13 protein-coding genes and 1 CRISPR repeat array are annotated in these 18,900 nt (G+C 57.5%); of the genes, 3 read left to right on the top strand and 10 right to left on the bottom strand.

Features of this window, described 5'->3' with window-relative positions; genetic code table 11:
* The first annotated feature begins 358 nt into the window (after window positions 1-358).
* Entirely contained in the window at window positions 359-1,555 is a 1,197-nt protein-coding gene (locus tag J3U88_RS13350; RefSeq protein ID WP_207859298.1) for a serine hydrolase domain-containing protein, read from the top strand.
* Window positions 1,556-2,876: 1,321 nt separating this feature from the next.
* The gene (locus J3U88_RS13345) at window positions 2,877-3,785 is read left to right on the top strand and encodes a 6-bladed beta-propeller (RefSeq protein ID WP_207859296.1); all 909 of its coding nucleotides are present in this window, start codon (window positions 2,877-2,879) and stop codon (window positions 3,783-3,785) included.
* A 132-nt stretch (window positions 3,786-3,917) separates the two neighbouring features.
* Window positions 3,918-5,070: a CRISPR direct-repeat array (repeat unit 37 nt; unit sequence GTTTCCATCCGCGCAACGACCCGGAGGCCGTTGCGAC).
* Between the two features lie 188 nt (window positions 5,071-5,258).
* Here the strand turns inward: J3U88_RS13345 and cas2 are convergent.
* The 8 genes from cas2 to tnpA form a co-directional block, all read right to left on the bottom strand.
* Window positions 5,259-5,549 carry a CRISPR-associated endonuclease Cas2 gene (cas2, locus tag J3U88_RS13340; RefSeq protein WP_207859295.1) on the bottom strand — a complete coding sequence of 97 codons (291 nt, stop codon included), beginning with the start codon at window positions 5,547-5,549 and terminating at the stop codon, window positions 5,259-5,261.
* Window positions 5,543-6,580 (bottom strand): type I-C CRISPR-associated endonuclease Cas1c, encoded by a 1,038-nt coding sequence (gene cas1c / locus J3U88_RS13335; protein WP_207859293.1) that lies wholly within the window; start codon window positions 6,578-6,580, stop codon window positions 5,543-5,545. Before cas1c ends, cas2 begins: the two co-directional genes overlap by 7 nt.
* On the bottom strand, window positions 6,564-7,205 hold the full coding sequence (gene cas4 / locus J3U88_RS13330; RefSeq protein WP_207859291.1) for a CRISPR-associated protein Cas4: 642 nt from the start codon (window positions 7,203-7,205) through the stop codon (window positions 6,564-6,566). Before cas4 ends, cas1c begins: the two co-directional genes overlap by 17 nt.
* Window positions 7,206-7,208: 3 nt before the next feature.
* Window positions 7,209-8,216, bottom strand: coding sequence for a type I-C CRISPR-associated protein Cas7/Csd2 (gene cas7c, locus J3U88_RS13325; protein WP_207859289.1), 1,008 nt, complete (start codon window positions 8,214-8,216; stop codon window positions 7,209-7,211).
* A 2-nt stretch (window positions 8,217-8,218) separates the two neighbouring features.
* Complete coding sequence (gene cas8c, locus J3U88_RS13320) at window positions 8,219-10,102, bottom strand: type I-C CRISPR-associated protein Cas8c/Csd1 (RefSeq protein ID WP_207859288.1); 1,884 nt, start codon at window positions 10,100-10,102, stop codon at window positions 8,219-8,221.
* Window positions 10,099-10,809: a type I-C CRISPR-associated protein Cas5c gene (gene cas5c, locus J3U88_RS13315; RefSeq protein WP_207859285.1), complete on the bottom strand. Its 711-nt coding sequence runs from the start codon at window positions 10,807-10,809 to the stop codon at window positions 10,099-10,101. Before cas5c ends, cas8c begins: the two co-directional genes overlap by 4 nt.
* A 146-nt stretch (window positions 10,810-10,955) precedes the next feature.
* Window positions 10,956-13,409: a CRISPR-associated helicase Cas3' gene (cas3, locus tag J3U88_RS13310; protein ID WP_207859284.1), complete on the bottom strand. Its 2,454-nt coding sequence runs from the start codon at window positions 13,407-13,409 to the stop codon at window positions 10,956-10,958.
* 666 nt (window positions 13,410-14,075) lie between these two features.
* Window positions 14,076-14,531: an IS200/IS605 family transposase gene (tnpA, locus tag J3U88_RS13305; RefSeq protein ID WP_207859282.1), complete on the bottom strand. Its 456-nt coding sequence runs from the start codon at window positions 14,529-14,531 to the stop codon at window positions 14,076-14,078.
* A gap of 812 nt (window positions 14,532-15,343) precedes the next feature.
* On the opposite strand from tnpA, the gene J3U88_RS13300 reads away from it, so the two are divergent.
* The gene (locus tag J3U88_RS13300) at window positions 15,344-16,012 is read left to right on the top strand and encodes a hypothetical protein (RefSeq protein ID WP_207859280.1); all 669 of its coding nucleotides are present in this window, start codon (window positions 15,344-15,346) and stop codon (window positions 16,010-16,012) included.
* A gap of 401 nt (window positions 16,013-16,413) precedes the next feature.
* Here J3U88_RS13300 and J3U88_RS35310 read toward each other — a convergent pair whose 3' ends face one another.
* Together J3U88_RS35310 and J3U88_RS13290 are read right to left on the bottom strand one after the other, a co-directional pair.
* The gene (locus J3U88_RS35310) at window positions 16,414-16,773 is read right to left on the bottom strand and encodes a transposase (RefSeq protein WP_207859279.1); all 360 of its coding nucleotides are present in this window, start codon (window positions 16,771-16,773) and stop codon (window positions 16,414-16,416) included.
* A gap of 870 nt (window positions 16,774-17,643) precedes the next feature.
* Window positions 17,644-18,852, bottom strand: a complete 1,209-nt coding sequence (locus J3U88_RS13290; protein ID WP_207859277.1) for a 6-bladed beta-propeller — start codon at window positions 18,850-18,852, stop codon at window positions 17,644-17,646.
* Between the last annotated feature and the right edge of the window lie 48 nt (window positions 18,853-18,900).

Below are 18,900 nucleotides of genomic sequence, written 5' to 3'. Positions count from 1 at the left end.
GCGGGAAGGCGCCAACTCCCGCGTTTTCACAAAGCAGGATGAGGGGTCCCGGCCAAATCCGCGGCCGGGACCCGCCACAAAGCGACTTTCTTCCCGAAACCAAGTAAGGCATAATCCTAAGAAGCGCGATAAGAGCGTGGGATTTTCGTTAAAGATCTGGAGCGAAATGGTTTGGCGAAAGCGGACCGGGGTCGCGCACGACGCGCACCCTGTGGGTGCGGTGAGCATTTTTTCAGGCCGTTGCAGCCCAGAGGTTTAGCGAAAGTCACCGCGAGTTATCGTGCTTCTTGGGATAATGCCCCCAACCTAACCAACCCCATTTTGTTCCAACCGCGATTTTTGAAAAAAGGAAGGTGGGATGACGTTTACCTCGATCACTCTGTTGCTTTTGTTTTACGCGGGGGGCGACGCCACCCCCAAACCACCCGAAACCTTCGCGCCCGCCTGGGAACAGTTCCAGCAAATGCACAGCGGCGCCGCGGAACGCGAGGGCATCATCGGCTCCTCCGCCATGTTCCTGCAAAACGGCCGCATCATCGCCACCCATTTTCGGGGTTATGCGAACCAAGCCAAAAAGGTTCCCGTCACCGAGGACACCATCTTCCACTGGGGCTCGTGCACCAAAACCCTGACCGGCATCGCCATCATGCAACTGCGCGACCGCAAGCTGCTGACCCTCGACGACCCCATCGTCACCTACTTGCCGGAACTGCGCCAGGTCCACAATCCCTTCGGTGAAATGGAGGCGATCACCCTGCGCCACCTGATGACCCACACGGCGGGTTTCCGCCGGGGCACCTGGCCGTGGCAAACGAAGGATTGGCAAACGCAACCCACCCGCTGGTCGCAAATCGTGGCTATGTTGCCCTATTCCGAAATCCATTTCGAACCCGGCAGCAAGTTCGGTTATTCCAACCCCGCCATCATCTTCCTCGGCATGGTGATTGAGCAGCTCAGCGGCGACGACTACGAGGTTTACATCGACAAAAACATCCTCAAACCGCTGGGCATGCACCGTTCCTTTTTCGACAACACCCCGTACCATCTGGAAGCCGACCGCGCCCACGCCTACTACCGCATCAACGATGAACTCGAGGACAAAGGTGGCGATTTCGACAGCGGCATCACGGTCGCCAACGGCGGCCTCAACGCACCGCTCACCGACATGGCCCGCTACCTGGCTTTTCTGATCGGCGATCCCAATAACCCGGCCTACGCGGGCGTGCTCCAGCGAAGCAGTTTGGAGGAAATGTGGCGACCGCACATCTTCGCCCGCGAAAAAGAAGGCGCGAGGGAAGACATGGGCCTGATTTTTTACACTTCAACCCGAGGCGAACACCCATACCTGGGCCACGCCGGCTCCCAATTCGGCTACACCTCTTTCATGTTCTTCGATCCCCAAACCAAAACAGGCAGCCTGGCCGCTTTCAACACGAGCGTCTACACGCTCAAAGACAAAAAATACACGGCCCACCCGGAAAAAACTTTGTACAAAGTCCGCAACCACTTCTTCGACCACCTCTTCCCACTGTTCCGCAACAAACCCAAGCCTTAGCCGATTCAGCGGGGCGGGTGCAGGTGACATGTTATGCACGCCTGTTACCGTGGTCTCCGGGGAAAACCGGCGCTCCCGGTGGGCGAGCAGGTGTTGGTAAGCCGGGACACCATGCCTTAAAGGATGTGGGTATCGGTCAGACGACCCGGCGGAGGAGGTTGTGGCCGAGCGGGCCCTGCCCAGAGGCCGAGGCAACCTTCCGGGCCGGCACCGATAACGCGGCCCGTCGTCACAGAACAGATTCCAGCCTAAAGGACGTTGCTTCCTCGGCAGGTGCTCCGTTGCTCCGCCAGAGCAACCGGGCTGGGTCTTCGGTGACCCAGTGTTGGGTGCGGGCTGCCGCGCGCCCGCACCCAACACTGGGCTGAAATCCGGCAAGGCTTCACCTTGCCAACGGTTCACGAGCTTGCGTCCCAATCGAATTTGCCAATATCCGAAGAAGGGTTCGGATTTGCCGAACCACGACAAGCCCCTGGACACGGACGGGACGCCGGCGCGCTTACCGGTGGCACGGCAAGGCCGTGCAGGATTTCAGCCCATGGTTGGGCACGGGCGCACCGCGGCCCGCGCCCAACCATGGGTTCACCAACAATTCTCCAAAGTGCTCTGGAGGAGCACCGGCCCATCCAAAAACCATCTTTTTCGCAAACCTGTCCCTGCAATTCTTTCTCTTCTTCCTAGGCTTTACCGGAACACCCTTTTTTGTACATTCGGTAAACGTCGAACCATCTATGGACGGTTGCATAAACAAGCGCCTAATCCATTTCGCAACAGGTAACATTATTTTATTCGCGGATCACGCTTCAGATTTCGAATATCGAGAAAACACCGATAATCCGGTCAGCGATCCTACAACTATCAAGAAGCAAAAGACTCATCCCGCCATAAATTCCGGAAAACAGCCAAATGAGTACCGCAAACAACGTTCGCCTTTTTAGTGCTTTTCCCTTAGCGCTTTTCTCTATCACAAATCCTGGTTATGAATATTGTGCTAACCGCTTTGCTTCGCTATGCTGGACGCCAAACGCGGCGCAATACCTTGCGTAGATGAGCGACAGCTTTTTCGGTTGTTCCATTGTATGCGATACCGGCGGCGGTTCGGATAGCACGACGCCCCAGAAAGGCCCAGCCCGTCACCCTAAATCCCATCACCCGGGTTGACACCCAAGAAACGCGATACCACGTGGGATTTCAGCTCAATCACGGAGCGACAACGCGCAGCACCATTGCGCACCGCACCCAAAAAGCCCTCTAATCCTATTTGATCCAAACCCTTAGCGAATTTCACATTCCTAATGTGTATGCCATCCATGGAGTTTGTATGTCCCTAGTAATTTTTCTCAGCCTGCTCCTGGGCGATTTTAAAGACCTTAACCTGGCCGATCATGAGGTCTTTCAACCGGATATCGCCACCATCCACCGCGTAGGAAACACCTACCTTCTCAGCAGTCCCCTGGACCATGCGCTCCTGCTGTTCGATGAAAACGGGAAGGTCCGCCAAGGCTACCTCAAACCCGGCCAAGGTCCAGGTGAGTTGCAGCATCCCACGGTTTTTGGTGTATCCCCCACGCAACTGTTTATTCAAAACAGCAATAAAAAGTTTTTGGTATTTGATCATAAGCTGAACTATTTGGGCGACAACCAATTACCCAAATTACCTTTCGGCGAAATCGGAATGACCTACTTACCCCGTGGTATTTATTTAGGCGAAAACCGATTTCAATTCTTCGCCCAATTCACGCAATCTACCCATTACCAATTGACCGCGAAAGATGACCAATGGCAGGTTAAAGCATTTTTACCGCTTGAAGACCATCGCGACGGCGTGAACATTATCCAACATGCCGGCCATTTTTTTGTCTCACCTTCCTTCCAAAAAGAGGAGCGATACCACATTCGGATCTACACCGAACTCCCACAAAACGAGACCCAAAAAGACGCTATGGTTCAGGTGCTCAGTGGCCCGATTGATACCTTCCCTTTGCGCAAATCGCCAGGGGTTCCTTTTACCTTCCGTTCCATTTTACAAACAGCCGCCAAAACCAAGGACGGGTATATTGCCGAAATCAAAGCCAACAACAAAGGCTTCGATAATTATTGGGATTACTTCGATCAGCAGGGCCGTTTTATAAAACGCGAGCCCAAGGAAGACGCCCAACTGGTCCCCGTTTTCAACAGCAGCGACGTTTTTGCCATTAAAGACGGCGAACACCTGATCAAGCTCCCTTAACGCCGCCGGCAGCGGCTGGATTGAAACCAAATCAAAGCACTTTTGGCCAACAACCCCAAACCAAAACCAAGGGACACCCCCCCCCAGCGACGCCGGTGTCGGGTTCCGGCAAACAGCGCCCCTTGTTTCCCCGTTGAAATCCACGCAACGACCCGGAGGCCCATGCGACTGGTGCACGGCCGGTAAGCGATCCGTCGGCGATGTTTCCATCTGCGCAACGACCCGTAGGCCGTTGCGACCCTCGCGATTCAGCCAAATCACACCATGGTGGACGTTTCCATCCGCGCAACGACCCGTAGGCCGTTGCGACCCGGCATCGTAGCCAAGCCCGTCACTTGCGCGGGTTTCCATCCGCGCAACGACCCGTAGGCCGTTGCGACGAATCCCGATGGCCTCCACGATGGGGATGGCCGTTTCCATCCGCGCAACGACCCGTAGGCCGTTGCGACCTCGCCGCTTTCGAGCGGCTGGAACGCGAACGGTTTCCATCCGCGCAACGACCCGTAGGCCGTTGCGACCGACCGAGCTTTGCTTTTCCACGCATCGCCACGTTTCCATCCGCGCAACGACCCGTAGGCCGTTGCGACGCAGTGGCGGCAAACGTTGGCATCCCCATCACGTTTCCATCCGCGCAACGACCCGGAGGCCGTTGCGACAATCAAAGACGGCCGTTTCCAGTGGGTCATCCTGTTTCCATCCGCGCAACGACCCGGAGGCCGTTGCGACCCCTTCCGGTGACCTTTACGAATACAGCCAAGGTTTCCATCCGCGCAACGACCCGGAGGCCGTTGCGACATCCACACGGTATTGGATAGATTTTACTCGGCGTTTCCATCCGCGCAACGACCCGGAGGCCGTTGCGACGCTGTTTAACCCAGTGACTTTCGCCCGGACTGGGTTTCCATCCGCGCAACGACCCGGAGGCCGTTGCGACTCTCTTGCTGCGCCGGACTCGTCCCGAGCTGGAAGTTTCCATCCGCGCAACGACCCGGAGGCCGTTGCGACCACCTCCAACTTCTGTGGTTACATTGACTCTGAGTTTCCATCCGCGCAACGACCCGGAGGCCGTTGCGACTCGAGCAGATCGCCCCCATACCCACACAACGGCGTGTTTCCATCCGCGCAACGACCCGGAGGCCGTTGCGACCGCGCGTGCAGGGCGACCACTGGCGTTGCGATGTTTCCATCCGCGCAACGACCCGGAGGCCGTTGCGACACAGCTATAAACATTTAAAACATATGGGTTTAGTTTCCATCCGCGCAACGACCCGGAGGCCGTTGCGACTGCAGCCGTTTTAACACACTTATTCCCAGCATGTTAAGAGGCCGTTTTCGCAGATGTCTGTTTTTGAGCCCTTTTCAAACTTGCGAATATTCGCTAACTTCTCGCAACCAACTCAAAACATTCACCTTATAAAATCCGCCGATGTCCCGGGTTTTTATGTTCACTTCACATCGGCGGACCAGCCATACTCACACGATCAGCGTGCCGCGCATGTCCTGGCTTGGCTTTAAACCGTGGTGCTCCACGTTCCTGAATCCCGATTCGCCCATCACGTAAAAACGCAAGCTGTCTTCCTCCGGCTTAATCGCGCCCAACAACCTTGTCCGCAACTTGGCCCGCGTCGCCGGATCTACCTGGCACTCAAACACCGACTTCTGCACCCGCTGCCCGTAACTTTCGCAAATCTTGGCCACCCGCCGCAATCGCCCGCGACCCTCCTTCGTTTCCGTGCTCACGTCGTAGGTCACCAGAATCAACATCCAATCACCCCCAACAACGGCGGATACGCCGACACATCACCGCGAATCACCCGCGCCAACAAACGGGCCTGCAGGTGCGGCAACAAGCCCACCGTCGTCTGCTCGCCCAAAAAACCGTGGCGCGTCTCCTTGCGTTTCTCCTGCTGGTAGGCCTGAATCACCTTCTTCCGGCCCGCTTCATTCAACAGCACCGCACCGCTACCCTGCACCTCGAAATCACCTTTCTTCAACATCCGCCTGTTGATCAGCCGCAACGCAATCCGATCACCCCACAACGGCCGGAACTCTTCCATCAGGTCCAAGGCCAACGCCGGCCGGCCCGGTTTGGCCACATGCAAAAAACCGACCTGGGGATCCAGACCCACCGACTGCAAGGCACTGTCGCAATCATGGGCTACCAACATATAGATAAAGCTCAGAATCGCGTTGACCCCGTCGCGCGGCGGTCGCGTCGAACGCCCACCCCACTGAAAAAAGGGATCGCCCGCCAATAAATCGGGATAGTGATCGAACCACAACTTGGCGGCGCGCCCCTCGTGACCGCGGATCACTTCCAACTCCGTCTCCGCCTGCACCAAATCACAATGGCGTTCCAAGGCCTCGGCCAGGCCCAACAGCCGTTCTTTGCGGGCCGGGTCATCGCCCATGCGGGCGCGGCGCTTGGCCAAATCGCGGGTATTGAGGATTTTGCCCAACAAAAAACCTTGGGCCAAGCGCGCACAGGCGGCGGGGTCGTCGGCCCAGCGGTATTGATCGCGACGCAGCATCACGTTGCCGTGGCAGGGGCCGATCACCCGCGCCAAAAAGCGGCCCTGCTCGTTGAGGTAATTGATGGCAATCCCCTGCTCGGCGCAAGCGGCCATCAGGTACGGGCTAATGCTGACCTGGCCAAAGGCCACAATCGAGGCCAAGTGGTGCATCGGGACTTTGGTTTTGGTTTTGTCCTTAAAGCGGACTTCCACCGCCTCGTCCGCCTTGCCCAGCCAGGTGCCTTGGCTGGTAACGTACAAGGTATTATGGTGTTGCCGCATCGGCGCCTCCTTCCGTTTGCCCGAACCGGGCCAGGTACCGCTGCAAACCCGCCTCATCCGCTTGGGGCAAACACATCGCGCGCACACTGCAGAGACGGCAACGGTCGTCGTATTGCGCGGGCGGCGCCCGGTGCGCAACCAAGCTTTCGCGCGCCGCGGCGACCACGGCCGCCACCTGCTCGCGCAAAGCGGCGTCGAGGGTTACCACCTCGCGCCGCTTGCTCGCCTGGTGGTAAATCGCGCCCTCGGGCACGGCAACCCCCAGCATCTCCTCCAAACACAGCGCTTGCAGGCACAACTGCACGTGCTGCGAAAAACGCCGCCGCCCCTTACCCCGTTTGTACTCCACGGGGTAGGGACGGTTCGACTTGAAGGCGACGACGTCGGCCTGGCCGTATACGCCGAGCCCACGCGATTGGATGTGGACCGCGGTGTGAATGGTCAGGTCGCCGCGTTTCTGCACGCCGCCGCCGGTCACGCGACGATGCAACCAATCCCCCTCCACCAGCAGCTCGGTCACCACATCCACCCGCTCAACCCGCTGAAGGTAGGCTTGGCGCGGACAGTAGGCGAACTTCTCCACGGTGGAGAGGGGAATCATCAGCAGGGGCGCGCTTGCTCCCATGGGTTAGGCGCCGAACAGGTCGCGGTACGCGGCGGGGTCGCTCAGGTCGAAAAGCGACACACCGGCGGGCAGGTCGGCGGCGTCCACGGCGACCTGGTAATCGCCGGCGGAACGCGCGGGCAAACCACCCTCGGCGCGGGTCACCTGGATGCGGTCAAACAGGGCATGGGCGGGCGCATTGCCAAACTTCGAATCGTGGCGGAACACAAACAAACGACGGGTGGCCATAAACCCGCGCGAGGCGGAACGGTCGATTTCGAACATGTTCAGCAGCGCGTCGCACAGAACCTTAAAATCGGCCTCGGTGAACCCGGTCCGTTCGGCCAAACTGGGCGAGACGAACCAATGGTTGCGAAAAAAACCGTATGGAATCATGGTCTTGCGGCCGATGGTGCCGGTGATGCTGTTGTCCTTGCCCATCTGTTTGGCGGCGTCTTCCTCGGTCGCGACGGATTTGCGGGTGATCGCCAAATCCTGCAAAAACACGGGGTCAATGCTGCGCGCGAAGGTACATTGCACGGGGCCGCGCACCTGACCGGCGTTGGGACCGGTGGACAACACGGCGCCGAAGGTACGGATATCAAAACGCGACTGGCACAGGTAGGCCTGCACATCGCCGACACGGCCCTCGTTCACCTTTTTCAGGAAGGCGTACTCATCCTTCTCTTTCTTGTTGGCTTTTTCGACGAACTTTTTGTCGTATTCGGCGCGTTGCTTCTCATCCAACAAACTCAGATGGGCCTCGGCGATTTGGCGGTTGAGGATCTGGCGCTCCGGCAAGCCACTGTGCCCGAAGAAGATGTCGTAACCGTCGCCGGGTTGGCCCTCGCTCACGTGGCGCTGGTAGACCCAGTCGCGCACCTTGCGCTTCAAGCAGACGTCGCTGACCAAACCTTGCTGGGTCTGGGGATCGGTGCGGGGCATGTTGCCGGCGTCGGGATCGCCGTTGGGGTTGCCGTCCGTGCAATCGAACATCAATACCAAGTCGTAGCGGTTCTTTAATTCAGTCATGATCACTTCTCCTCTGCTTCGGTAATGGGGGTCTCGGCCGCTTTTTCTTTGCGCGCCGTAGATGGACGCACGAGGGCGGCGCGCTGGTGGTGGTAACCCAACATGAACAGGCCCTGCTCGGGCAGGTTCAGGAATTCACTAAAATTGTCGCGAATGCGCGCCATCACCTGGATGACCTCGCGCTCGCGATTGAACAAGGCGCCGGCGCGGTCGCCGTCACGGCCCTTGTGCAGGTGGTGGGTCATCAGTTTGAGCAGGCGGGGGAAACTCTGGCGTGGCGAAACCATGGCGTTGCCCAGGTAACGGTCGCCGATGCCGGCGTTAACGTCACCCAGCGCAAGCCGCTGAATTTCCTGGAGCAGCGCGAACAAGCGCCCCTCGTGATAGGCCTGGCTGGGATGTTCTGCATTGATATCCATGCGGATCTCCTCGGTTCGATGGGATGTGTCTTTGTAGTTGCGTTGCAAGATGGCTTTAATCAGCGCCATGGCGCCGTGGCCGCGGGTGTTCCGCTCGGTAGGCAGCCGCGCGTTGCGCAGCAATTCGCCCAGCAGGAAGTCGGGGTAGGCGTCGCCGAACAAGGCGCAGTTCCACAAACGGTTGAGCAGGTCGGGGGGCGGTTCGCGCAGGCGTTTGCCGCCGGGCTGACGCGGGTAGACGGCATCCACCAAACGGCGCAGGCCGCGGTAACCGCGCAATTCGCGATCCGGCCAAGGCGAAACAATCGCCAGCTCTTCAAAGTAGGTCAGGAGCCTGGCGGCCACCTGGGGCAGGCTTGACAGCCGCGCGGAACGAATCACCATGCGCGACTTCTCGCGGCTCATGATCAGCGTGAAGAGCCGGCCCAAATCCTCGGACACGGCGTCGGGCCGGCCGCTGAACGCGATTTTTTTCCAGACTTGCTCGGCTTTCAGGATTTCGTCTTCCTCGGCCTCGTCGAGGCCGACGTTCAGATCCATGGCCTGTTGCTCTTGGTCCGACCAGTACAGCGCCAGCGTGTTGTCGTTGAGACGCACGCATTGGCGTTTCGCGGTTTGGCCTTTGACTTCACCGTTACCCTGTAAGCGGGCAATCGCGGCGGCAATGCCGAAGGAGGCTTGTGCCGAGAACGGGGCGTTTTCGTTGTTTTTGGCGCCGTAGTGGTAGTCGGCGTCGTTGTTAAAACTGACCAGCGGGAGTTGGCCGGTGTCGCCGGGGAAATCGAAGACGATGTGTTTGTCGACGGGTTTCATCAATTCGCCGTAACCCAGACAACGGATCTCGCCGGCGCCTTCCACCTCGTAGAAGCTGAAAATGTTTTCGTGCAGCCAGGCCTCTACCGGCGGATCTTCCCAGACGCGTTTGCCGTCGACCACGTAGCCGAACAGGTGGTTGCCGAGCCAATCGGCGGGTACCTGACGAAAGGTGTCGTCCAAGGCGTACAGGGTTTTGCTTTTGCCGGCGACGTGCCAGTGGGCGAAGAGCAGGGCCGGTTCGGCCAGCAATTTTTCCATGGCACGGACTTGGGCGGCGACCAAGGCCGAATCGGTTTCGTCGGCAATGCGTCGGCACATGGCGATCATCTGCACAAAACTCTGGCGCAGGCGTTCAACCTTTTTGCTCTTGTCCCTGACGGAGGCGGTCGCTTTAACGCTGTCGGAAACACCCACGGCGTAGTCGGCTTTGTCGACCAAAAGCTGGGGCCGCACACCGGAGGAGCGGACCAAGCGGGTCGGGATCATGGCCTTGGGCCGTTGCTTGGCGTCCTCGGCAACCCGTTGCACCAGGCGTTGGATATCGCCGGCGGCATTGATGTGAATTTCCCAGTCGAGGGGTTTGAGTTGCAAACCGGGTTCCTCGATCAACTTCTCGCGTTCGGCCAGGTCGAGCAGGCTTTGCACAATCATAGGTATCGCCCCTCGTTTTGGCGCAGCACGGTTTCACGCGACGGCACCTCGACCACGCCCTTTCTCATTTCCGCCTTGAAGTAAAGCGGTTGGGCTTTGTTTGAGGCACCCTTCTTGGCGCGGCCTTTTTGTTTGGCGGGGAACAGGAAATCGTAGAGCATCAAGCCCTGGTCGTAATCCATGGAGATCGGCGCGGTTGGTTCGGCGGGGTCGGCGAGCCGCACGTCGGCGGCGAATTCGCGCATGCCCAAGTAGGGTTGGTGGAACTGTTGGCCGCGCTGCAAACGCCGCAGCAGGACCTCGCGGTATTTGCCGTGGTTGTCGTCGGGGCCGTTGGCGGGCACGGATTCGTTGAGTGCCATCTCGGCGGTAATGCGGTAGGCGACATTGCGCAGGATGGTGGCGTTGCGTTGTTGACGGTCCTGATCACAGAGGATTTGATCGAAGGGACCGGCCGAGGTTGGCGCGATCACGCCGCCGATTTCGTTGCGGCGCACGGAGAGGTAGCGAATCGGTTCCAAAACCTCGATACGGCGGACCTGGTAGCAGATGCGCGGCTTCCAAAAAACGGCCTCGAACAAGGCGCGTGCGGCGGAAGGCGTAATCCAGGGATACGACAAACGCTCGACGGAAGCCTCGGGTGTGGAGAAACACGCGAAGTCGCCGCGCACGTGGATGGTGAAAGACGGCATGTCTTGGGTTGTCATGGTGGGCTCCTCAAACACGGCCGGCGATGGCGCGCGTCGAGGCTGACACGCTGAACCGGCTGGGTTTATGTTGGGTTTACATTTTTATTTGCGTAATTGGTCACAATTTCAGATCAGTTCATTTTGATTTTTTTTGGTCTGCCCCATTAGAGCAGGCATAGGGCGGGATCGAGTTCGTAGTCCTCGAAGTAGCGAAAGCCTAGCCGCGCATCGTAATAGTCGCGGTAGGTCTCCAAATCGAGAAAAGGGACGGGGCAGTTGTCGTGCAGGGGTCGAACCGCGCCCTCGGTCATCAAACGCCGAACCACTTTCTCTGGAACGGCAACCATGGATTGGTTGAGCAAGCGCATGTCGCCTTTGTCCGGTTTGCCCGCCTCGCGGTAGCGCTGGAAGGCAAGCTCGAAGCGTTGCCGTTGGCCGAGCATTTTGTCCCGTTGTTCCCGTTCCTTCTCAGTGAGCGATCCATCATCCGGGTACAGCGCGGCCAAGGCCTCGGCGGACCAGGGCACCACCACCTGAACTTGATGTTTGTTGTCGATGAGTTGGTAGTTTTCGCCTATTTGGCGCAGCGCGTGATCTTTGCGCGCGGGCATCAGCTCCTTGGCATCCAGTTGCGCCGATTGGTAGAGGTCGCGGAAGTAGGTGGGGAACAAAGCGGGATCATGGAGATCGATGGCTTGGTTTTTGAAGCCGGAACGGGCGATGCTGTAGCCGGCTTTGAGCAACCCCTTGGGCGGTGCTTGCGGCGCGAGGAACAGGTAAAAGTCGCCGGGGATGGGTTCGCCGTTTGTATCGTCGCGGCGCAAACCGTTGCGGTTACAGCGGCCGGCGGATTGGGCCAAGGCCTCGTAGCCGGCCATGGCGCGGTACACCACCGGGAAGTCAACGTCGACACCTGCTTCAATGATTTGGGTGGAAACGAGTTTGCAGGGAATGTCTGCCGCCAACCGACGTTTGACCTCGGCCACGACCCAGGAACGGTGGGCGGCGACCATGGCGCCGGACAAATACAGCCAATCTTCACCGAGATCTTGTGCGAGTTCATAGGCGGCTTGACGACGGTCGACGATGATCAACACGTCGCGATGGGATGAAGCGCGCTCAGTGAGCGCGGACCAGTCGTCGGGGTGCTCGTTTTCCAGCGGGGTGTGGACCTGTACCCGCCGCATCTGGTCGAACATGGCGCGTTCCACATCGGGCGGGATGATCGGGTGGGGTTGGGGCAGGATGTTGCGGCAGCGTGTGTCTCGGTCCCTGGTGCGCAAGATGTCGGGCTCGGACAAGGCGGGTTGGGTGGCGGTACACAAGACCAGGCTGGTGCCGAAATCGGCGACGAGCGCGGCCAGGGTGTCGAGGGTGACGCGCAGGAGGTGGACCGGCAGGGTTTGTACCTCGTCCATTACCACCACGCTGTTAAGCACGCGGTGGAGTTTGCGGCAGCGGCTGGTTTTGTGGGCGTGCAGGGTTTCGAGGAACTGCACCGCGGTGGTGACGATGATCGGGGCGTCCCAGTTCTCGCACAGCAGTTTGTGTTGGTAGGCGGCGCGATTGCGCTTGTCCGCATTGTCTTCGTCGGCTTCCCAGTTGGCGTGGTGTTCGAGGACGTTGGCTTCCCCGAAAATGGCGCGATAGGTGGCCGCGCTTTGTTCGATGATCGAGGTAAAGGGCAGCACCACGATGATGCGTTCGTAGGGAAGGTCGTTGAGACCGCGATGGGTCAGCGCGTGGTCGAGGGCGAAGGCCATGGAGGAGAGGGTTTTGCCGCCGCCGGTGGGCACGGTCAGGTGAAACAGGCCGGGTTTGTGGGCGGCGGCTTCGCGGCAGTGGTGGAGCACCTGGGCACGCATGCGGTTGACCGGGGTATCGGGTGCATCGCGGAAGGCGTCGAGATGGGTATCGAGTTTGTGCTTGAGTTCGGCGAGGCTGTTTTGTTGGGCGTGAAGCGCGTCGCGGGTGGTGGCTTGTTCCGGGTCGAAATGTTCGGCGGTATCGGTGTGGTCGGCGTCGACCAGCATGCTGAACAAAAAACGCAGCATGAGTTCGAGGGTGGCGTAGGGCGCCTTGGGGGAAAAGTTGGGATGCAGCGTGAACTCGGGTTTTTGCAGCAGGCTTTCGGGCACGCGACCGGTGGCGATCACCTCATTGAGTTCAACATGGGCCTGGCCAAGTTGCCCTTTTTTGGTTTTCGCGGGATCGTTGAAAAAGGCCCGTAGCGAGGTGCGGTCAAGCAGACCGCCGTGGTGGCCGGCGATCAGCCAGGCCATGGGTGCGCCGCCGGCGAGGGCGTTGGCCCAGGCCGCGCCGGCCCATTTGTGGCTTTTGTCCTCGGGGTTGGGAAAGGATCGGAGGCCGCGCAGGTAGTCTTGAAAGTTGGGACGGTACTTGCCCAGGTCGTGCCAACGGCCCATCCATAGGGCGTAGTTTTCGAGGTCGAGTTTGGCGGCGTGGTTTTTGGCTTTGTCGCCGGTCCCATTGAGATGGTCGATGAGGGGACGGCCCTCGGACCAGTCGAGGGTGGCGGGATCGGCTTCGCCGTAGGGACGGCCCTCGGGATCGCGCGGCGAGTGGGAATAATCCCGGTCACGGAAGTAATCGGTCACATGGTTTCCTTTCAGCAATCCGACAAGGACAAGGACAAGGACAAGAAGCGACTTGTCGAACCAACGGTGTTTTTTCGTATTTCCAGGAGTCTACAAACTACATGCGCTATTCAGCAGCGAATCCGCTAATCAAATTTGAAAAGCGCTCTATTTTTACGAAACACCCTTAGACGGAAAAAGTTCACGGGTTTCCCCAAGATGAAAAAAACAAACCACTCAAGCCATTTATAGCCAAATACATAAAACAAAAAAATTTCCAGCAAAAAAGGACTTCGATAGAAGTACCCGATCCAAGGACAGCCCCCACTCGACTCCAGTAAGCCAGAATCTGCCAATTGCAGCCCCACTGGAATCAAGGCAACGGCGAAGGCCATCCTTCAATCAATGGGTGAAACCTGGTGCAACGAAAGCAGAAAAAACATTCCCCTCATTTGGGGTTTCCACGAACCTCATCTGCAACCCAACCGCGCAAACCATCACCCCTTCTTGCCGGCAACCGCCAAACAAAGCTGGGACGCAAGCTCGCAAACCGTTGGCAAGGTGAAACCTTGCCGGATTTCAGCCCAGGGTTGGGTGCGGGCGCGAAGCAGCCCGCACCCAACCCTGGGTCCCCGTATCAACCACGGGATGTGCTCTGAGAGAGCACCACCAACCTAGCCACCCACATCAATCCCAAAGGTAACGTTCGTCGTAATCCAGGTGATGCACCCGCAACAAGTAACGGAGTTCTTTTTTAAATGAAACCTCTTTGTGATGCCGTTTTTGATTGGCGATGTAGTGCTGGACGTAATCTAGGTGGTTCTCGCTGTGGGAAAAGACGGCATACCCTTTTTGCCAACTGAAGGCGGTCATGTGTGGCCAGGTTTTTTTTAGCCAAACATTGGATTGGCGCTTAACGGTTCGAATGAGACCTTGGATGGTTACATTTGGCGAAAGCAAGCACAGAATGTGGACATGGTCCGAAACCCCGCCGACAATCATGGCCGGACATTTCTGTTTGCGACAGATCCCGGCGAGGTAACGATGGAGCCTTGCCCGAACCGCTTCATCATCTAAAAAGGTTTCTCGGTGTTTGGTCGAGAACACAATATGCAGCCAGGTTTTGGCGAGAGACTGCCCCATGACGCCCTTCTTTTTTCTCTGTGAAAATTTAAGCCAGGCTAACATATTTTTACAGAAAAACAATCACTAAGTCCGCGAAGAGAACATCGCAACCGCCAGGGGAATTTGAGGTTGGCGCCGGGGCTCCGGTTCTCCTACAGAGAACCTTTTTTGTTCACATCCGAACCCAGGGTGGCCAACCGGCTGCTCCGCGCCGGGTGGCCACCCTGGGCTTAAATCCGGCAAGGTTTCACCTTGCCAACGGTTTACGGGCTTGCGTCCCTTTTATCGGTGCGAATATGCGAACATCCGACAAGGTTTCACCTTGCCAACGGTTTACGGGTTTGCGTCCCATTGATCGATGCGAATATGCGAACATCCGGCAAGGTTTCACCTTGCCAACGGTTTACTGGCTTGCGTCCCATTGATCGATGCGAATATGCGAACATCCGACAAGGTTTCACCTTGCCGACGGTTTACTGGCTTGCGTCCCATTGATCGATGCGAATATGCGAACATCCGACAAGGTTTCACCGAATAACCAGACTGGCAGCCTTTTCGTCCGCCACGCTGACCCCAAGGTAAAGATTATGCAAAACACCAAACTCCCCGGCGCAAAAACGCACGATCCACGCCTTAGGTAAGAGCAATGCTCTCCAGAATTAAAAAGCGCAATCTTCGGATAATCAAGACCGAGAGATACAATCAGATACCGCACTTGTCCTGCCATCGAAGACGCGCTGAAAACCAACAGCATATCGCATAGGTCGACCTATTGGTTCCCAGTAACATCTTCGTAATTTACAACTTTCAAAACAAAAGGAACAAGCAGCATGTTTCATTTATTATTTGCACTTTTTTTGGCTCAGCCACCGATTGCGAGCGGGGTGGAATCCTGGGCTTTCGAGGCGTACACCGAGTACGTCCAAAAAGAGGATCTTTACTATCGCGACCTTTACAAACACAAAAAAGAGGTTCTCGGGGTTCGGTTTGTCGGAGACAGCTTGGTTGTTGAATCAAGCGAAACGAGTCTTCCCCTGCAAAGCGGCCTATCGCATTTATTGATTTACATGGAGGCAGAAGAGCTGCGTCATCGCGTTCTCAGCACCCTTGAGAAACGAGGTATGAGCAAAGAAGACCTCTTGTATTTGCGCGAAATCGCGCCGGTTGGGGTAAACAATCTTGATGCGCTCAATGAATGTTACCAACAAGGCTACACGGCCTCCCCTTCCCTTCACATTTTTAACCAACCAACAACCGAAATTCCCGCTTTTGAATCACTGGTTGATGCCGTTCGAACCACACGGGAGATCCAAAGCGCGTGCAGGCAAGACCACTACTGGAACATTCTTGACGGGCTCAGCGGCCATGGTCGCCGGCTTGTTGTGGATTTCGCCGTCACGATCCAAGGCGCCGGCGCTTCAATGCGGTTCCAAACAGTTGAAGCAGAGGCCAACGAATGGCTCAGCGCATTCAAGGAAAAGAAGGCGCCTGGGCAATGAGCCAACGCGGGGAGAACGGCAACGGCTCGGCGCATTCAAGGAAAAGAAGGCGCCTGGGCAATGAGCCAACGCGGGGAGAACGGCAACGGCTCAGCGCATTCAAGGAAAAGAAGGCACCTGGGCAATGAGCCAACGCGGGGAGAACGGCAACGGCTCAGCGCATTCAAGGAAAAGAAGGCGCCTGGGTAATGAGCCAACGTGAGGAGAACGGCAACGGCTCCCACCCAATTTAGACGGATTTCCCGAGGGACGCAGCACCGGCAACCGGTGGCACGGCAACGCCGTGCCGGATTTCAGCCCAGGGTTGGGTGCGGGCGCGAAGCAGCCCGCACCCAACCCTGGGTCCCCGTATCAACCACGGGATGTGCTCTGAAAGAGCACCACCAACCTAGGCAGCCACATCAATCCCTTCGGTAACGTTCCTCGTAATCCAGGTGGTTCTCGCTATGGGAAAAGACGGCATACCCTTTTTGCCAACTGAAGGCGGTCATGTGTGGCCAGGTTTTTTTTAGCCAAACATTGGATTGGCGCTTAACGGTTCGAATAAGACCTTGGATGGTTCCATTCGGCGAAAGCAAGCACAGAACGTGGACATGGTCCGAAACGCCGCCAACAATCATGGCCGGACATTTCTGTTTGCGACAGATCCCGGCGCGGTCACGATGGCGCCTTGCCCGAACCGCTTCATCATCTAAAAGGGTTTCTTGGTGTTTGGTCGGGAATACCCTATGCAACCAGGTTTTGGCGAGAGACAGCCCCATGACGCCCTGCTTTTTGCTTCGTGAAAATTAAAACCAGGCTGACATATTTTCGCGAAAAAACAATCGTTAAATCCATCGCAACCGCCAGGGGAATTTGAGGTTGGCGCCGGGGCTCCGGTTCTCCTGCAGAGAACCTTTTTTCTTTACATCCGAACCCAGGGTGGCCAACCGGCTGCTCCGCGCCGGGTGGCCACCCTGGGCTTAAATCCGGCAAGGTTTCACCTTGCCAACGGTTTACGGGCTTGCGTCCCTTTTATGCTGAAAGTACAACCAAACAGTGATACCAACCGAATTACAATCCCAAATTGGCATGGGTATCTGTTCCTTGAAAGCCGCGCAACGACCCGTAGGCCGTTGCGACCTGCGCACGGCAACGTGGCACGTCCCAACCGGCGTTTCAATCCGCGCAACGACCCGTGGGCCGTTGCGACCCAATCATTATCGGTGAACCCTTCGCCCGGTTCGTTGAAATCCGCGCAACGACCCGTGGGCCGTTGCGACGGTCGCTCAAGATGACGGGGTGGTAGATGCACGTTGAAATCCGCGCAACGACCCGTGGGCCGTTGCGACTGCAGCCGTTTTAACATACTTATTCCCAGGGTGTTAAGAGGCCGTTTTCGCAGATGTCTGTTTTTGAGTCCCTCCTAACTTGCGAATATTCGCTGACTTCTCGCAACCAACTCAAAACATTTGCCTTATAAAATCCGCCGAAGTCCCGGGTTTTTATGTTCAATTAGGGTCGGCGGATTCACTTTGGAACCACCTCGCCCCACCCCCCACGACCGACCGCCGCGGATTAATCGCCGCGACCAAGTCGCGGGCCGATCCCCCGCCTCGTCCATCGGGTTCAGCGACGCCGGCTTCCACCCGTTAGGAGGATACCGGCTTGAGCGCGACGCGGTAACGCACCGCCTCGACATCGTCGTCCTCGGTGGTTTCCAAGGTGTAGGCGAAACCGTTTTTGAAAATCATGTGCTTGAAACCGTTGTTGGGATGGCTGAACGAACCCAAAAAAGCACCGTCCTTGCCATAAATGTCCACCAAGGACACCCGCGTCTTGCGGTTGTAGTCGTGCCACACCAACAAACTGCCGTCTTCCATGGTCGCCAACCCGTTAATCGGCATCTTGCGCGTTCCGTACCCCGCGGTTTCCACCACCTTGCGGTAGAAGTTGTCGTCGAACATCTCGTGAATGCTCGCCGGCAACTGATTCATCATGTCTTCTTTGTATTCGGCCACCGACGCTTCCATCTCCGCCTCACCCTGGAACAACGGCTTGAAATTGCGTTTGATCACCATCGCTTTTTCCAGCTTCGCGTTCCACTTGGTGATTTCGTAATGCTCGCCGGCGGCGGTGTAACAGTTGTTGTCGCGGTCGAAGGCTACGTAGGAAATTTTCCCCTTGGCGTACCAACTCAAGCGCGCCGATAAAAACGACAACCAGTAGGAACGATCCTGCATGCGCGAGGCGTCAAAACGTTTTAAGGCAAAATTCCCCAAGGAAATACGGGTTTTGTAATCGGGCCCGAATACCTCGCGCTTGCGGGTTTCCGAATCGCCGTCGAAGTAGGTCACGTAACCCGCGATCCAGGTCCCGTCCTCGGAATAGTCAACGGCCGAAATTAAACGGCCGTCACCCACCACTTTTTTGGTTTTCTCAAATTCGAGCTGCTTGTTGTAGTGGGTGTAGCTGGTTTGGAAGTTCTGCTGCTGGAAGGCAACGGCCCGTCCATCCTTAAATAGATGGAAGTAGACCAGCGCGTAAAACTCGTCAGGTCCCTCGCCGCGACGGCCGATTTGCCGCACGAACTTGCCGTTTTTGTCGAACATCACGATGCGGTCGTTGCCACTGTCGACAATAAAGAAATTGCCCTGTTGGTCGGCCTCAATCTGCAACACGTTGCCGTACCAAATGAATTCGTCGCCACCGGAATCGGGGCCGATACGCAGGTCCTCGGTCAACACCAAGGTCCGCGCGGCACCGGTCGGCTCGGGGCCGTGGGTCAAGGTTGGGACGGTCGTGGACGGCGCCCCCAGCAGGGCGGCGATCCACATCAAAATCGATCCAGACAGAAGCATGATGATCTCCTTTAAATTTCTTCAACCGAAGCGGTGCCACGCTTCGCG

Origin of the sequence: Acanthopleuribacter pedis, from assembly GCF_017377855.1 — a bacterium.
In the GTDB taxonomy this organism is placed as follows: domain Bacteria; phylum Acidobacteriota; class Holophagae; order Acanthopleuribacterales; family Acanthopleuribacteraceae; genus Acanthopleuribacter; species Acanthopleuribacter pedis.
This window is presented reverse-complemented; position numbering and strand designations above follow the sequence as displayed.

Excerpts from the sequence above, each read along its gene's own strand:
- tnpA (WP_207859282.1), bottom strand. The coding sequence starts at position 14,531 with ATGGGGCAGTCTCTCGCCAAAACCTGGCTGCATATTGTGTTCTCGACC.
- cas8c (WP_207859288.1), bottom strand. The coding sequence starts at position 10,102 with ATGATTGTGCAAAGCCTGCTCGACCTGGCCGAACGCGAGAAGTTGATC.
- J3U88_RS13300 (WP_207859280.1), top strand. The coding sequence starts at position 15,344 with ATGTTTCATTTATTATTTGCACTTTTTTTGGCTCAGCCACCGATTGCG.
- cas7c (WP_207859289.1), bottom strand. The coding sequence starts at position 8,216 with ATGACTGAATTAAAGAACCGCTACGACTTGGTATTGATGTTCGATTGC.
- J3U88_RS13350 (WP_207859298.1), top strand. The coding sequence starts at position 359 with ATGACGTTTACCTCGATCACTCTGTTGCTTTTGTTTTACGCGGGGGGC.
- cas2 (WP_207859295.1), bottom strand. The coding sequence starts at position 5,549 with ATGTTGATTCTGGTGACCTACGACGTGAGCACGGAAACGAAGGAGGGT.
- cas5c (WP_207859285.1), bottom strand. The coding sequence starts at position 10,809 with ATGACAACCCAAGACATGCCGTCTTTCACCATCCACGTGCGCGGCGAC.
- J3U88_RS35310 (WP_207859279.1), bottom strand. The coding sequence starts at position 16,773 with ATGGGGCTGTCTCTCGCCAAAACCTGGTTGCATAGGGTATTCCCGACC.
- cas1c (WP_207859293.1), bottom strand. The coding sequence starts at position 6,580 with ATGCGGCAACACCATAATACCTTGTACGTTACCAGCCAAGGCACCTGG.
- J3U88_RS13345 (WP_207859296.1), top strand. The coding sequence starts at position 2,877 with ATGTCCCTAGTAATTTTTCTCAGCCTGCTCCTGGGCGATTTTAAAGAC.
- J3U88_RS13290 (WP_207859277.1), bottom strand. The coding sequence starts at position 18,852 with ATGCTTCTGTCTGGATCGATTTTGATGTGGATCGCCGCCCTGCTGGGG.
- cas4 (WP_207859291.1), bottom strand. The coding sequence starts at position 7,205 with ATGGGAGCAAGCGCGCCCCTGCTGATGATTCCCCTCTCCACCGTGGAG.